This is a genomic window from Chitinibacter bivalviorum (assembly GCF_013403565.1).
Classification (GTDB): Bacteria; Pseudomonadota; Gammaproteobacteria; order Burkholderiales; family Chitinibacteraceae; genus Chitinibacter; species Chitinibacter bivalviorum.
In genome coordinates this window covers 1,711,809-1,726,997 of sequence record NZ_CP058627.1, presented here as the reverse complement: position 1 = coordinate 1,726,997, position 15,189 = coordinate 1,711,809, and the positions used below count along the sequence as shown (strand labels likewise).

General features: G+C 45.9%; 13 protein-coding genes. All 13 read left to right on the top strand.

Going from position 1 to position 15,189, the window contains the following annotated elements:
• The first annotated feature begins 17 nt into the window (after positions 1-17).
• The 13 genes from HQ393_RS08115 to HQ393_RS08055 are packed head-to-tail and all read left to right on the top strand — an operon-like array spanning position 18 to position 15,175.
• The gene (locus HQ393_RS08115) at positions 18-1,256 is read left to right on the top strand and encodes a polysaccharide pyruvyl transferase family protein (protein ID WP_179358295.1); all 1,239 of its coding nucleotides are present in this window, start codon (positions 18-20) and stop codon (positions 1,254-1,256) included.
• A 26-nt stretch (positions 1,257-1,282) separates the two neighbouring features.
• Entirely contained in the window at positions 1,283-2,770 is a 1,488-nt protein-coding gene (locus tag HQ393_RS08110) for a hypothetical protein (RefSeq protein ID WP_179358294.1), read from the top strand.
• Positions 2,767-4,248, top strand: a complete 1,482-nt coding sequence (locus HQ393_RS08105; protein WP_179358293.1) for a hypothetical protein — start codon at positions 2,767-2,769, stop codon at positions 4,246-4,248. The genes HQ393_RS08110 and HQ393_RS08105 overlap by 4 nt, the downstream gene beginning before the upstream one ends.
• 2 nt (positions 4,249-4,250) lie before the next feature.
• Entirely contained in the window at positions 4,251-5,489 is a 1,239-nt protein-coding gene (locus tag HQ393_RS08100) for a glycosyltransferase family 4 protein (RefSeq protein WP_179358292.1), read from the top strand.
• A 2-nt stretch (positions 5,490-5,491) separates the two neighbouring features.
• On the top strand, positions 5,492-6,592 hold the full coding sequence (locus HQ393_RS08095; RefSeq protein WP_179358291.1) for a glycosyltransferase: 1,101 nt from the start codon (positions 5,492-5,494) through the stop codon (positions 6,590-6,592).
• Positions 6,585-7,808 (top strand): glycosyltransferase family 4 protein, encoded by a 1,224-nt coding sequence (locus tag HQ393_RS08090; RefSeq protein WP_179358290.1) that lies wholly within the window; start codon positions 6,585-6,587, stop codon positions 7,806-7,808. Before HQ393_RS08095 ends, HQ393_RS08090 begins: the two co-directional genes overlap by 8 nt.
• A gap of 3 nt (positions 7,809-7,811) precedes the next feature.
• The gene (locus HQ393_RS08085; RefSeq protein WP_179358289.1) at positions 7,812-8,918 is read left to right on the top strand and encodes a DUF1972 domain-containing protein; all 1,107 of its coding nucleotides are present in this window, start codon (positions 7,812-7,814) and stop codon (positions 8,916-8,918) included.
• 19 nt (positions 8,919-8,937) lie between these two features.
• The gene (gene rfbB / locus HQ393_RS08080; RefSeq protein ID WP_179358288.1) at positions 8,938-9,996 is read left to right on the top strand and encodes a dTDP-glucose 4,6-dehydratase; all 1,059 of its coding nucleotides are present in this window, start codon (positions 8,938-8,940) and stop codon (positions 9,994-9,996) included.
• Positions 9,997-9,998: 2 nt separating this feature from the next.
• Entirely contained in the window at positions 9,999-10,913 is a 915-nt protein-coding gene (rfbD, locus tag HQ393_RS08075; RefSeq protein WP_179358287.1) for a dTDP-4-dehydrorhamnose reductase, read from the top strand.
• 31 nt (positions 10,914-10,944) lie between these two features.
• On the top strand, positions 10,945-11,829 hold the full coding sequence (gene rfbA / locus HQ393_RS08070; RefSeq protein WP_179358286.1) for a glucose-1-phosphate thymidylyltransferase RfbA: 885 nt from the start codon (positions 10,945-10,947) through the stop codon (positions 11,827-11,829).
• A gap of 2 nt (positions 11,830-11,831) precedes the next feature.
• A complete protein-coding gene (rfbC, locus tag HQ393_RS08065; protein ID WP_179358285.1) occupies positions 11,832-12,380 on the top strand; it encodes a dTDP-4-dehydrorhamnose 3,5-epimerase in 549 nt (182 codons plus the stop codon).
• 6 nt (positions 12,381-12,386) lie between these two features.
• Entirely contained in the window at positions 12,387-13,817 is a 1,431-nt protein-coding gene (locus tag HQ393_RS08060; protein WP_179358284.1) for a mannose-1-phosphate guanylyltransferase/mannose-6-phosphate isomerase, read from the top strand.
• Positions 13,814-15,175 (top strand): phosphohexomutase domain-containing protein, encoded by a 1,362-nt coding sequence (locus tag HQ393_RS08055; RefSeq protein ID WP_281361490.1) that lies wholly within the window; start codon positions 13,814-13,816, stop codon positions 15,173-15,175. The genes HQ393_RS08060 and HQ393_RS08055 overlap by 4 nt, the downstream gene beginning before the upstream one ends.
• Positions 15,176-15,189 lie beyond the last annotated feature (14 nt).

Here is a 15,189-nt window from a genome sequence, read left to right as displayed (position 1 = left end):
ATAAATAGTAGAACCATATGTCTAAGATCTATTTTGCAGGACAAGATAATTTCGGTAATCGCGGTTGTGAGGCCTTAATTCGTGCCAATGTGAAAACTATTTTGCAGCACATCCCAAATAGCCAATTTATAGTACCTAGTCATGATATCAAGAAAGACAGCGCTCAATGGCCAGATGCCAATAAATGTGGTGTGCAATTTGTACCCGCTGAGCCGATTCCAAGTGCGATTCGCTGGTGGAGTAGGGCGCGTCGTTTCATTCCTGCACTAGATGGGATGCCACCCAAATACAAAGTAACCGCATCGACGCGTGAGACCATCCTCAGCTCTGATGTATTGGTGATGACGGGGGGCGATATTATTTCTCTCGATTATGGTTTAGGTTCACTGTATTACTGGATGCGCATTTGTGAGACTGCAATGGATGCTGGCAAGACCACTGTATTGTGGGCCGGCTCAGTGGGCCCATTTAGTAAAATGCCCGTGGTTGAAGCCAAAATGCGAGATTTCTTACGTCGTTTTTCTTTGATTACCGTGCGAGAAACTGCATCACTTAAATATTTGCAAAGTTTAGGTATTGATCATGTTGAATTGGTCGTTGATTCAGCATTTGTATTGGATTTTGAGCAGGCGCCTGCTAATACTTTGCAACTTTTTCAGCAAGAAAAACCAGTGCTGGGATTTAATGTGAGCCCCTTGATCCGTAATTTTCGTGAAGACGCGGATGCTAAGTCAGCTCTGGATACAGAAGTCGTTAATTTTTTGCTCGCTACGCTCAAGCAAGGTGAGGTCAATGTCATGCTAGTACCGCATGTAGACCCACTGAGTGGCGTTGAAGAAAACAGTGACTCGGCATATATGAGCAAAATCTTGCAGCGCATACGAGCAGCAGGATTTGGTGAGCAGCATGTACAAATGTTGCCACGCAATCTAAATGCAGCTCAACTCAAAGACGTAATTCGCCGCTGCCATTATTTTATGGGCGCGCGTACGCATGCCACCGTAGCTGCGCTATCCCAAGCTGTGCCAACGACTTCAATTGCATACAGCATCAAGGCAAAAGGCATTAATCAAGATTTATTCGGTCATCTGAATTATGTCTTAGAAACCCCCAAAGTCACCAGTGAATCACTATTGGAACATTTTTCTATTCTGACAAATAATCAGGCTGAGATTAAAAGTTATTTAGCAGAGAAACTACCTGATTGTAAGAGGAACGCGTCGAGATCCGCCCAATTATTAAAAACAATTAGTTGAAATTGATAGGATTAGAGAGGCCAGCTATGGGTAAAATTGCCGGGCGCCAATTGGCGCTTTACAGTGCTGCATTTTTTGTTTCAATCGCGCTTGGGCTGGCCGCTGCCTTTGGGAGCTATTTAGTTATATTCGCACTTATAGCTTTGCTGCTAGGGGCTGGTTTAATTAGTAATATAAAATGGCTGGCTTATACAGTTCTAGGTGCCAGTTTAGTCATCTGCGGAAGTTTAGAAATTTTCTTGGGTTTTGGTCAGGCCAATTGGGCAGCTTCGCTTTTAGCTGCGGCGCTATTTATCTCGATGTTGTTTACGCGGCCTCATATTTGTAAAATAACATCGATAAACTCTCCTTATCGCACTTTGTTATATTTATCGCTGTATGTATATTTAATGACTTTAGTGTTTTCCGCACTTGTAAATTTTAATTCTGCTGGGCAACTGTTGGTAGGTCTGAGAGCCTTTTTACCTTTTATCGCTGTTTTTTGTGTTGTTGCATTGGGCTATCTCTCATCTTCGACAGTTGAGCAATGTTTTAAAGCAATACTATGGATTGGCTGTGTTCAGTGGTTATTTTGTGTGGCAGAGCAATTGATTGTGGTGCCAAAACGGCTCGCTTCTCGCGCATTTGTCGGTGGTGAAGCTGAAGTTATTGTGGGGTCTTTTGGAGGTAATCCCTTAGGTGGAGGCTATACCGGTGAAATGGCGTGCTTCACGGTGATGGTACTGATGATGGTTTATTTGCTAGTAGAGCAAAGACTATTAAAAAAATTATGGCTCTGGGCTGCGCTTATCTCCGCTTTAGTGGCGATTGGATTGGCTGAAACTAAAATTGTCATTGTTTTGCTGCCTTTGATGTTGCTTGTAATTGTATGGAAAATACCAGGTGGTATTTCTAAGTCAATGTTGAAAATGATTGGATTAATCGGCATTGCTTTAAGTGTCATTTGCCTTGTCTACTCGATACGCTATTGGACAAGTGATGGGGAGTTATTACATGCATTTACTTATTCGTTTGATCCGAACTTTAAAATTGATGCTGAACATCGCGGTCGGATGGGGAATATACAATATTGGGGTGAGCAGGCATTTGCAACTATGCCACTTTTAAATTCATTTATTGGATTTGGTCCAGGGGCAGTCACACCAAGCAGTTTTCTCGCCGGGCCTGGACCTGCTGTAATTAAATATGGTCTAGGCTTAGATTCAACTGCAATTTGCATTCTACTTTGGAATTTCGGTCTAATAGGTACAATCGCATTTATATCAATGATTATTGCGGCTTTTATTGAAGCCTTTAGATTGTCTCGGAGTCAGACTGTATCTCCGTGGGTACGCTGGTTAATGGTAGGCATGAAATCATGGTTGTTAGTGTTTTTAGCAATGCTGCCATATCAACCTTCGGTTGTTGCTGGGGTGAGTATGCAATATTTGTTTTGGTTTTCAATCGGACTTATTGCATTCTATGGTGCAAATGGGCAAGGTGAGAATACAAAGGATGTGGGTATAATTAAATGATGAAAAATCTATTTGCAATTTTTTCTTTAGTGTTGTTAAGCGCATGCAGCCAGAGTGAAGGAAATACATTTGACATTACTGAAGGTGAAACTCGTTTAGTTGCCACTCCCAGCTTTGTTGATTCTAAAACAGATCTCAAAAATTTATTTGGTATTCATTCTTTGTGGTGGGAAAGCCAAGTAAGTTTAGCTGACTCCTCCGGAAATTTAACTGATGATGCATTATCCAAATTGAAGTATTCATCAGTGCAATTGATACGTTATGGCGGTGGTGTCAATGAAATTAATTGGCTTGATTGTACAAATAATACAAAACTACGCCCTCTGCTAAGTGTGACAACTTGGATGCAACCTGCGCCATGCTTATTTGGCCCTGCAGAATATGCAAATGCTTTGGGAAAATTAGGGGCTAAAACAACGTGGCATATTGCTAATGTAGTGGGTTTTAATGCCGAAGAGTCGCCACTTGAGCAATTAAGCGTTTCTGCAAAGAATTACGCGTCTTTTGTTAAAGATAACTCACCTAATCGGGTGCGCTATTGGGAAATTGGGAATGAATTAGAGCGTGGTCGCTTAAAATGGGATGCATTTAAAATTGCACTTCGATCTGAGCCTATTGTTGCGAATATTTTGCAAGCAGATCCTGCTGCTAAAATTGTTATTCCGTTAGTAGAGTATCAGCCTGATTGGATGTCAAGTGATATTGAGCATAACAAATACCTTGTTAATCGCTTCAAATCATATTCAGCTGATTATGCTCTGCATATGTATTATGACAATCCTCCGGAAGGACCAAGTATCGTCAATCGCTTAAATAAATTGGCACAAAATATTGCGATGATGAAGCAGGCTGGTATCGCTAATCCTGGTGTTTGGATTACTGAGCATGCTCGTTGGCCTGCAGGTAATCCTTCTGATACCGAGTGGTCGAGAAATTGGTATCAAACATCTGATATTTCAGGGGTTTTATCTACGGCGGACTTTTTAATTGGTTTAAGTCAGATTAATGGTGTGCGCGGTGCGATGTGGCACGGTTTAAGAGCTGGTCCATGGAATTTTATTGAAAATAATAATCAGGAACTTCAAACAAGTAATATTGCTGAATTATTTCGCTTGTTAAATCCTTCTGATTCTATGCGATCTCTTGTAACGTTAAGCACCTCAAGTTTTGATGGTGATCATCTTGGACAGTATGCAATTCGAGGTGCAATTTTCAATGTGGCTAATAACCCGCGTGCTTACCGAGTATGGCTTGTAAATCGATCTGCTAAATCCAAATCAGTACTGCTTAATATGCGCATGGTTATGGCTGATGGTAATGTTTCTCTTGTACAAAAACAATTACGCACAGTTGATGCAAGCCAAAATGCACGTGTGAATTTAAGCATCAACTCTTCGCTCGCTGCAATTAAAAATGGCAATTTAACAGTAACCATATCGCCCCTTTCCGTTAGTACATTTGATATTACGCTGAAATAATCATGGCTCGAGTCTTATTATCCGCATTTGCTTGTGACCCCGATTTTGGCTCTGATGAAGAAGTTGGTTGGCAATGGGCCAAGGAGCTTTGCAAACGAGGGCATCATGTTACTGTTTTGACTCGCGCGTCACACCAACGTGCTATCGAAGCTCGGCTGGCGCAGTCTGATGAATGCAATACGGTTAAGTTCGTATATTTCGACCTGCCGCGTATTCATGCCGTATTGAGCAAAATAAATCGCCGTAATCACCTGTATTACTATTTGTGGCAGTGGTTTGCTTATCAGCATGTCAAAACAATGCATCAGCAATTGGCTTTTGATCTGGTGCACCATGTCACTTGGGTTAGTTTTCGTCAGCCTAGTTTTATGGGGGGGCTGGGTATACCGCTGTATTTCGGTCCTGTAGCTGGTGGAGATGAAATACCCCCTGGGTATTCACGTATATTTTCTAGGAATCAGCGTTTAGTAGAAATATTGCGGGGTTTACTCAATCGTTGTGTTGCCTTTGACCCCATGATGCGAATGACGTTTCGGGATGCAAAGCGAGTGTTTTTTACTTCTGACGGTCATCTAGCTCGGGTGCCACCATTTGTTGCTAATAAGGCGCAAGTCGAACTTGCCATTGGCTGCAATGCATCCGATTTGGCTCGCTTAGCTCCGTTGGCGCGTCGCGCCAGCGCTGAAGCGACGCGTCTAATCTTTGTTGGGCGCTGTATTGGCTTAAAAGGGATGGATTTAGGATTGCGCAGTTTTGCACTGATCTTGCAGCAAAAGCCTTCAGTACGCTTGACCATTATTGGCGATGGAGTTGATCGGCAACGCTGGGAGCAGACGGCGCAAGATTTAGGCATATCACATGCAATTGAATGGCTTGGTTGGCTGCCCAAAGCAGAAGTATTAGCGATGTACACCGATTACGATGCGTTGTTTTACCCTAGCTTGCGTGACTCGGGTGGTTTTGTTGTGTTGGAGGCACTGCAGGCGGGTTTGCCTGTGATTTGTTACCGCTTAGGTGGGCCAGGAGTTGTCATCGATCATTCGTGCGGTGCTGCTGTTGTCGCAGATATCAATCAAGAGCGTGCAGTCCAAAATTTCGCAGACGCTACAATTTCTGTCCTTTCTCGACTTGAAACAGATCCAAATTTTGCGCAGCAATGTCGTCAGCGTGTAAGCCAATTTACCTGGGATGCGCTCATTGATCGCATATATGTACCGATTATCAAAGAAATTGGACAGTAGCAATGAAAATTGAAGTGGTTAGTTTTACTGGTGATTCCGGGTTAGCGGATTATGCTGTTTCGTTAGGGCGTGCATTATCAGTGCTTGCTGAAACTACTGTGGTAACAGCACAATCGCTACCCAGTCGATTTGATCATTTAGGGTTTAAAGTAGAGCGTGTGTTTCGACGTTCTCGTCATTATCCAATTGATATCTTAAAATTTTTCTTCGGTGTGTTAAATAGAAATCCTGATTTTATTTTAATGCAAGGGCCGTTGAAGTTTGCGCTGCTTGATGCCTTTTTTATTCGTCTTTTAAATTTATTCGGTATTTCTACGGCGATTACTGTTCATGATGTTTTACCGCATTACCCTAAATTTTGGAGTCGATTTACTTTTGGCTTTTATTATCGCTCGTTTAGGCATGTGATTTGCCATTCTTTGGCAGCTCAACAAGGTGTTTCAGAACTTGGTATCTCAGCCCCCGTTCTTGTCGTGCCACATGGGATATATGATATTTTCAATTTAACAGGTATTTCGCAAGCCAAAGCCCGTGAGCTTATATCTGGTTTATCAGACAATGATTTTGTATCACTATTTTTTGGGCACCTAGAACCGAGAAAAGGATTAATTCCTTTCTTAGAATGTGCAAAGTCCATGCAGAGTCAAACCCATTATAAATTCATTCTTGCGGGCGCCAGTAGTGTTGCAGGGCATGGTCCTGAGTATGTGCAAGCACTAGAAACCGCTAGATTAATGCCTAATGTGATTGTTCATGATCGACGAATCCCATTTGAAGATGTGGAAAATTATTTTTCGGCAAGTAATGTCATCTGTTTGCCATATCTTGAAGGTACAACGAGTGGTGTGTTGAAGATCGCTTTGGCATTCACAAAGCCCGTTATTGCAACGCGAGTTGGCGATTTTCCCGAACAAGTACCAGAAAACGCAGGCATAGTGATTGAAGCAGATCACGGTATTTCATCATCTTTAGCCAATGCGATTGCCAATATTGAGCAGGACTATTCGGCTTATTGTGATGCGATGGGTGCAGCTGGCGCAGATGCTCAATGGTCTCTGATCGCAAATAAAATTATTGATTTTCTTGGATTAAAGCATGCCTAAGTTATTAAGTGTTAATAACTACCATTATCGACGTGGTGGTTCTGATGTTGTTTATTTAGAGCATGCCGCATTGATGGAAAAACTTGGTTGGAGCAATGCCTTTTTTTCGATGCATCACCCAAAAAATTTTGATTCAATTTGGTCTTCATATTTTGTCGATGAGTTAGAGTTTGGTCATGCTTATTCTGCATGGGATAAAGTCAAAATGGCTTCAAAAGTAGTATATTCTTTTGAAGCTAAGAAAAAGATTAGCTCGCTTATTCACGATTTTAAGCCCGATGTAGCGCATTTGCATTGTATTTATCATCATTTATCTCCTGCTATTATTCCGGCCTTGAAGCATGCTGGTGTGCCAGTGGTGATGACTGCTCATGATTTAAAAATAGCTTGTCCTGCCTATAAAATGCTGAATGATTCTGGCATTTGTGAAAAATGTAAGGACGGTAGTTTACTCAATGTAGTTAAGAATAAGTGTTTGCGTGGTTCTACTGCCGCAAGTGCTATCGTTACGATTGAAACTGGGCTTCATAATTTCTTGAATACATATAAAAAGCATATTGATAAGGTGGTTGTGCCTAGTCGTTTTTTTATGGATAAGTTTGTCGAATGGGGCTGGCCTGCAGATAAATTCGTTTATATTCCGAATTATGTAGATGCTAGCCAGTTTGATCCTGATTTTTATGCTGGCAGCTATTTGCTTTATTTTGGTCGTTTAGCACCAGAGAAAGGCGTTGCCACTTTAATGAAGGCAGCAAAATCTGCAAATATCCCACTAAAAATTGTAGGCACAGGACCTATCGAAGCAGAACTAAAGATCCTCGCTGCTGAATTAAACGCGGATATTGAGTTCTTAGGGTATCGCTCTGGTAAAGAGTTGCATGATTTGATTCGCGGTTCGCGCGCAGTCTCTTTACCCTCTGAGTGGTATGAAAATGCACCAATGAGTGTATTGGAAAGCTTTGCTTTAGGTAAACCCGTTATTGGGGCACGTATTGGCGGTATTCCTGAAATGGTTATTGATCATGAAACAGGGTGGACTTTTACCAGTGCAGATAGCCATGAATTAGCCTTGTTATTAAGTCAGATTTGGGCGCAATCCGATGAATCAGTAAGTAGTCTAGGTCGTTCAGCTCGAGAATTGGTGGTACGAAACTTTAGTCGAGATGCATATGTCTCGGCTATGCAAAAATTGTATGCGGAATTGGGTGTTAAATAATTAATGAAAAAAACAATTAGAATTTTAGGCATCAGGGGCGTACCTGCTTCTCATGGTGGCTTTGAAACATTTGCTGAAGCTTTGGCTCCTTTCTTGGTCGCCAATGGTTGGGAAGTCATTGTTTATTGCCAAGAGGAAGGTGAGGGCGAAATCTATGAATCTGATTGGCAAGGTGTAAGGCGCATTCATATCCCCGTAAAGGGGGATGGTGCGAAAAGTACGGTTGTATTTGATTGGATCTCAACAGTACATGCCGGTAAATTTCAAGACCTTTGTTTGACTCTCGGCTATAACACCGCTGTTTTTGGCGCTGTATTGCGCTTAAAAGGTGTCCCGAATGTCGTCAATATGGATGGTATTGAGTGGCGCCGCGGGAAGTGGGGTGCCATTGCTAAGACGTGGTTCTGGCTGAATGAATGGGCCGGCTCTTTGCTGGGCAATCATATGATTGCAGATCATCCCGAAATTAAAAAACATTTAGCACGTGGGGCTGCTGAATCAAAAATTACGATGATTCCCTATGGTGCCGATCGACTTGATGATATTAATTCTGACATTTTGGCCCGCTATGATTTAAAGCCGAATCAGTTTGGAGTTTTGATTGCGCGTGCGGAGCCAGAAAATTCGGTGCTGGAAGTGGTTCAAGCTTATTCAAAACGCCCACGCGGTATGCCGCTGGTTGTTTTGGGTAACTACAAGCCAGATGAAAACCCTTTTCATGCTCAAGTGTTAGCTGCTGCAAGTGATGAAGTGCGCTTTTTAGGTGCGATTTACGAGAAATCCGTGGTGAATACCCTCCGTACCGGTGCTCGTTTTTATGTGCATGGTCATCAGGTGGGCGGTACTAATCCATCGCTGGTTGAAGCTTTGGGGGCGGGAAGTGCGGTGTTGGCGCATGATAATCGCTTTAATCGTTGGGTGGCTGCGGATGCTGGAGTTTATTTTGGCTCTGTAGACGAATGCGATGTTCGTCTTGGCGATTTAATTAATGATTCGAAACTCGTAGAACAATTGAAACTTGCTGCTCATACGCAATTCCATGCTCGATTCGAATGGCAGGATATTTTGAATCAATACGAGCAGCTTTTATTGCAATGGCTACCGAAGTAATTAACTGGATGGAATTGGTATGATTTTAGTAACAGGTGGTGCCGGTTTTATCGGCGGTAATTTTGTCCTCGATTGGCTCGCTGCTGGCGATGAAGCTGTGATCAATGTTGATAAGCTGACGTATGCCGGTAACCTCGATACATTGCAAAGCTTGCAGGGCGATACCCGTCATCTCTTTGTTCGTGCCGATATTGGTGATCGTGAAGTCATTGGCCAATTACTGGCCGAGCATAAACCCCGCGCGGTTGTGAATTTTGCGGCTGAATCACACGTTGATCGTTCAATTCACGGCCCTGGCGATTTCATTCAGACCAATGTCGTTGGCACATTCAATCTGCTCGAAAGTGTGCGTGCTTACTGGAATGAACTGCCTGCGGATGAGAAAGCGGCTTTCCGCTTTTTGCATGTATCGACCGACGAGGTCTATGGCACGCTGGATGCGAATGACCCACCGTTTAGTGAAACCAATACCTACGAGCCAAACAGCCCATATTCCGCATCTAAAGCAGCATCAGACCATTTGGTGCGCGCTTGGCATCACACGTATGGCTTGCCGGTGTTGACCACCAATTGCTCGAATAATTACGGCCCGTATCACTTCCCAGAGAAGTTGATTCCGCTGGTGATTTTGAATGCCTTGAATGGCAAACCATTGCCCATCTATGGCGATGGCCAGCAAATTCGTGACTGGCTGTATGTGAAAGATCATTGTTCCGCGATTCGTCGCGTGCTCGAAGCAGGTCAGGTCGGCGAAACCTACAACGTAGGTGGCTGGAACGAAAAAGCCAATCTGGACGTGGTTAAAACCATTTGCAGTCTGCTCGATGAATTGCAGCCCCGTGCCGATGGTCAAGGCTACGCCGAGCAAATCACCTATGTAACGGATCGCCCAGGACATGACCGTCGCTACGCCATTGATGCGCGTAAACTCGAGCGCGAATTGGGCTGGAAACCGGCTGAGACGTTTGAGTCGGGCATCCGTAAAACGGTGGAGTGGTATCTGACGAATCAAGCTTGGGTGCAAAATGTCACCAGCGGTGCATACCGTGAGTGGGTATCGACCCAGTATGGAGCCTGAGCATGGCTTTGAGCGCAATACCCAAAATACTGGTTACGGGCAAAAATGGCCAAGTCGGCTTTGAATTGCAACGCAGCCTCGCCGTATTGGGTGAGGTGATTGCGGTCGATCGGGAAGAGTGCGATCTCGGCAATCCGGACGCCATCCGTGAACTCGTCCAACGCATTCGTCCTGACATCATCGTCAACCCTGCCGCGCATACCGCCGTCGATAAAGCCGAATCCGAAATTGAACTCGCGACCGCCTTGAATGCGACGGCGCCGCAAGTGTTCGCGGAAGAAGCCGCCAAACTGGGTGCGTTGCTGATCCATTATTCCACGGATTATGTGTTTGACGGCCGCAAAGACGGGTGGTACAGCGAAACTGACACGCCCAATCCGCAGTCGGTGTACGGCAAAACCAAGCTGGCGGGCGAATTAGCCGTAGCTGCGGCCAATCCGCGCCACTTGATCTTCCGCACTAGCTGGGTGTTTGGCGCGCACGGTGGCAACTTCCTCAAAACCATGCTGCGACTCATGCAGCAGCGGGATGCGCTGAGCGTCATCCACGACCAATACGGCGCGCCAACCAGCGCTAGCTTATTGGCGGATGTCACCGCTCAGATCATCGCGCAATACCTGCGTAGCGAGAAACAAGACGAATTTGCATACGGAACCTACCACTTAGTCGCGGCAGGTGAAACATCGTGGCATGGGTATGCATCGAAAATCAACGAGCTTGCAGCTCTTCAGGGCTATACCCTTAAGGTCGCAGCAAAAGACATTCAAGCCATTCCAGCGACAGATTACCCACTACCAGCTCCACGCCCAGCCAACTCGCGCTTGAATACGCAAAAGCTGCAAGCCGCGTTTGGCCTTGTCTTGCCCAACTGGCAGCAAGGTGTGCAGCAGGTCATGACGCTCTTGAAGCAGTCATAGCATTCAGACTTAGGAACTTAGGGGAAAAACAATGACAAACCGGAAAGGTATTATCTTGGCGGGTGGTTCGGGTACCCGCTTGTATCCAGCCACGATTGCAGTCTCAAAGCAATTGCTGCCGATCTACGACAAACCGATGATCTACTACCCGCTGAGCACACTATTGCTGGCAGGTATTCGCGACATTCTGATTATTTCAACGCCACAAGACACCCCGCGCTTTGAGCAATTGCTTGGCGACGGCAGTCAGTGGGGCATCAAGCTGCAATACGCTGTCCAACCCAGTCCAGATGGGCTTGCACAAGCGTTCATCATTGGCGAGGAGTTTATTGGCAACGACGATGTTGCATTGGTCTTAGGCGACAATATCTTCTACGGCCATGAGTTTGCTGGGCTGCTACAAGCTGCTGCAGCCAAAGAAAGCGGTGCGAGCGTATTTGCTTATCATGTTCATGATCCAGAACGATACGGTGTCGTTGATTTTGATGTAGCGGGCAAAGCGCTCTCGATCGAGGAAAAACCAGCGCAACCCAAATCCAACTACGCGGTCACTGGCCTGTATTTCTACGACAATAGCGTTGTAGAAATTGCCAAAAACATCAAGCCCTCACCGCGTGGCGAACTCGAAATTACCGACGTCAATGGCGTTTACCTCGCCCAAGGCCAACTCGACGTACAAACCATGGGTCGTGGTTACGCCTGGCTCGATACAGGCACGCATGAATCGATGCTCGAAGCCAGCCAATTCATCCAGACGATCGAAGCACGCCAAGGGCTGAAAGTCTGCTGCCCAGAAGAAATCGCGTATCGCCAAGGGTGGATCGATGCTGCTCAAATCGAAAAACTCGCTCAGCCGCTCAAGAAAAACGCCTACGGCCAATATTTGCTGCGCATGATTAAAGAGCGAGTATTTTAAGCATGAATATCATTGATACCGACATTCCCGACGTAAAAATCATTGAGCCCAAAGTCTTTGGTGATGAGCGAGGATTCTTTTACGAAAGTTTCAATCACGCTAAATTTGAAGCGGCCATTGGCAAAAAGGTTGAGTTTGTACAAGACAACCACAGCAAATCAGTTAAAGGCGTCTTGCGTGGGCTGCATTACCAAATCCAGCACCCACAAGGTAAGCTAGTGCGTTGCACACGCGGCGAAGTGTTTGATGTGGCCGTCGATCTACGTCAATCCTCTCCAACCTTTGGGAAATGGGTAGGCGTTACGCTCAGTGAAGAAAACAAACGCCAACTCTGGATTCCCGAAGGCTTTGCCCATGGCTTTGTGGTGGTGAGCGAGGTGGCTGAGTTTTTATATAAAACGACGGATTATTGGTATCCGGAGTTTGAGCGGAGTTTGTTGTGGAGTGATCCGGAGATTGGCATTGAATGGCCACAAATGGGGGCTCCACAATTGTCGAAGAAAGATCAAGTGGGCATTCAGCTGGCCCTTGCCGACGTTTTCATTGGATAAATCAAAGTGACTATTACTCCAGTAATTTTATGTGGTGGCTCAGGTACCCGTATGTGGCCTTTGTCTCGCGGTGGCTACCCGAAGCAGTTTCTTAATTTGTATGGTGATGAAAGCCTGTTGCAGCAAACGGCGACTCGTTTGAAGGGCTTGCCTGATGTGGCCGCACCACTGTTGATTAGTAATAACGAGCAGCGTTTTTTGGTGGCCGAGCAATTGCGTGCGGTGGGCGTGGCTAAGGCCAAGATTGTGCTGGAACCGATGGGCCGCAATACCGCGCCTGCGGTTGCAGCAGCAGCGGTCATCGCGCTGGAAAACAACCCCGATGCGGTGTTAATGGTGTTGCCATCCGATCATGTGATTACCCATGGGGATGTGTTTCAGCAATTGGTATTGCAGGCTGCGACGGTCGCTGCGCAGGGCAAATTAGTGACGTTTGGTATTGCCCCTACCGAGCCACATACTGGGTATGGCTATATTCGGCGTGGTGCGTCTTTGTCTGAGAGCAATACTTCATTTGACGTGTCGGCCTTTGTAGAAAAACCAAACGCAGCTACTGCGGCTGAATTTTTGGCCAGTGGCGATTATTACTGGAATAGCGGCATGTTTATGTTCCGCGCCGATGTGTATCTGCACGAGCTGGCTCAATATCAGCCCAAAATGCTCGAGCAAGTCAAAGCGGCAGTTGCTGCATCCCAGCGTGATCTTGATTTTGTGCGCTTGGGTCACGATGAGTTTGCTGAATGTCCTTCCGATTCTATCGATTATGCGGTCATGGAACATACGGCGCATGCGGCAGTCATTGAGGCCGCAGGTTTGGGCTGGAATGATATTGGCTCTTGGACTGCCTTGGCTGAAGTGAGTGCCACCGATGCTGAAGGTAATAATCTGGTCGGCGATGTGATGGTTGAGGGCGTGAGCAATAGCTATATCCGCAGCGAAAATCGCATGATTGCTGCGCTGGGCGTTGATAATCTGGTGATTGTTGAGACTGCCGATGCGATCTTGGTGGCGCACAAAGATAAAGTGCAAGACGTTAAAAATATCGTCAATCGCCTGCAGGCTGCGGGCCGTAGCGAATCGGTGACGCATCGTAAAGTCTATCGCCCATGGGGCAGCTACGAAGGGATTGATTCAGGCGCTCGTTTCCAGGTAAAACGTATTGTCGTTAACCCAGGCGCTTCGCTGAGCTTGCAAATGCACTATCACCGCGCTGAGCATTGGATTGTGGTGAGTGGCACTGCTCGTGTGGTCAATGATGATCAAACGCTGTTGTTGACTGAAAATCAATCGACGTATATCCCCATCGGTGCAACACATCGATTAGAAAATCCCGGTAAGTTTCCGTTGGAAATGATCGAGGTGCAATCTGGGAGTTACTTGGGTGAGGACGATATTGTTCGCTTTGAAGATACTTATGGTCGAGTAGGGGCCAAATGATGGGATCCTTAACCTGCTTTAAAGCCTACGATATTCGCGGTCAGCTTGGCTCTGAATTGAATGAAGACATCGCCTACCGCATTGGCCGAGCTTATGGCCAATTTCTGCAGCCCAAACGCATGGTGGTCGGCGGCGATGTTCGCCTGACATCCGAGTCGCTCAAGCAGGCATTAGCCAATGGCCTGATGGATGCCGGTTGTGACGTGATTGATATCGGTATGACGGGTACTGAAGAAGTCTATTTTGCCGCCTTCCATCTGGATGTCGATGGGGGTATCGAAGTGACTGCTAGTCATAATCCGATGGATTACAACGGGATGAAATTGGTTAAGCGTGGCGCGGTGCCGATCAGTGGCGACACGGGTTTGCGCGATATTCAACGTCTCGCTGAAGACAATAATTTCCCCGCAGTTACACATCGTGGCAGCTTGAGTCAGCAATCAATCTTGGCTGATTACGTACAGCATTTGCTTGGCTATATCGATATTGGCGCTCTCAAGCCGATGAAGATTGTACTCAATGCAGGTAATGGCGCGGCAGGGCATGTGGTTGATGCCTTGGAAGCGCAATTTGCGGCCGCCAATGTTCCGGTACAGTTTATTAAAGTGCATAACGAAGCCGATGGCACATTCCCCAATGGTATTCCTAATCCACTGTTACCAGAAAATCGCGCCGATACGGCAGATGCCGTAAAGGCACATGGTGCTGATTTGGGTATTGCATGGGATGGCGACTTTGATCGTTGCTTCCTGTTTGATGAAACTGGCGAGTTTGTCGAGGGGTATTATATTGTGGGGCTTTTAGCAAAAGCCTTTTTAGCGCATACCCAAGGCGCAAAGATCATTCACGATCCACGTCTAACGTGGAACACCATTGATGTGGTCAAGCAAGCGGGCGGCGTAGCAATCCAAAGCAAAACCGGCCATGCCTTCATCAAAGAGCGCATGCGTAAAGAAGATGCGGTGTATGGCGGAGAGATGAGCGCACACCATTACTTCCGTGATTTTGCCTATTGCGACAGCGGTATGATCCCATGGTTGTTGGTGATTGAGCTGATGAGCCGTAGCGGGCAAAAATTGTCAGAGATGGTGAGCGAGCGGATTGCAGCGTTTCCATCTTCGGGTGAGATCAATCGCGTAGTCCCTGATGCAAAAGCGGCGATTGCCAAGGTTCGCGTAGTCTATGAATCGCAGGCGCAATCGATCGATGAAACCGATGGCGTGAGCATGGATTTTGGGGATTGGCGGTTTAATCTACGCAGCAGTAATACTGAGCCAGTAATTCGATTAAATGTGGAAAGTCGTGCTGATATTGCTCTGATGCAAAAACACACTGACGCCATTTTAGAATTACTGTAATCGAGTTCATCAAG

Coding starts and splice junctions, on each gene's coding strand:
- rfbB (WP_179358288.1), top strand. CDS start 8,938: ATGATTTTAGTAACAGGTGGTGCCGGTTTTATCGGCGGTAATTTTGTC.
- HQ393_RS08110 (WP_179358294.1), top strand. CDS start 1,283: ATGGGTAAAATTGCCGGGCGCCAATTGGCGCTTTACAGTGCTGCATTT.
- HQ393_RS08090 (WP_179358290.1), top strand. CDS start 6,585: ATGCCTAAGTTATTAAGTGTTAATAACTACCATTATCGACGTGGTGGT.
- HQ393_RS08100 (WP_179358292.1), top strand. CDS start 4,251: ATGGCTCGAGTCTTATTATCCGCATTTGCTTGTGACCCCGATTTTGGC.
- HQ393_RS08055 (WP_281361490.1), top strand. CDS start 13,814: ATGATGGGATCCTTAACCTGCTTTAAAGCCTACGATATTCGCGGTCAG.
- HQ393_RS08105 (WP_179358293.1), top strand. CDS start 2,767: ATGATGAAAAATCTATTTGCAATTTTTTCTTTAGTGTTGTTAAGCGCA.
- rfbA (WP_179358286.1), top strand. CDS start 10,945: ATGACAAACCGGAAAGGTATTATCTTGGCGGGTGGTTCGGGTACCCGC.
- rfbC (WP_179358285.1), top strand. CDS start 11,832: ATGAATATCATTGATACCGACATTCCCGACGTAAAAATCATTGAGCCC.
- rfbD (WP_179358287.1), top strand. CDS start 9,999: ATGGCTTTGAGCGCAATACCCAAAATACTGGTTACGGGCAAAAATGGC.
- HQ393_RS08085 (WP_179358289.1), top strand. CDS start 7,812: ATGAAAAAAACAATTAGAATTTTAGGCATCAGGGGCGTACCTGCTTCT.
- HQ393_RS08115 (WP_179358295.1), top strand. CDS start 18: ATGTCTAAGATCTATTTTGCAGGACAAGATAATTTCGGTAATCGCGGT.
- HQ393_RS08095 (WP_179358291.1), top strand. CDS start 5,492: ATGAAAATTGAAGTGGTTAGTTTTACTGGTGATTCCGGGTTAGCGGAT.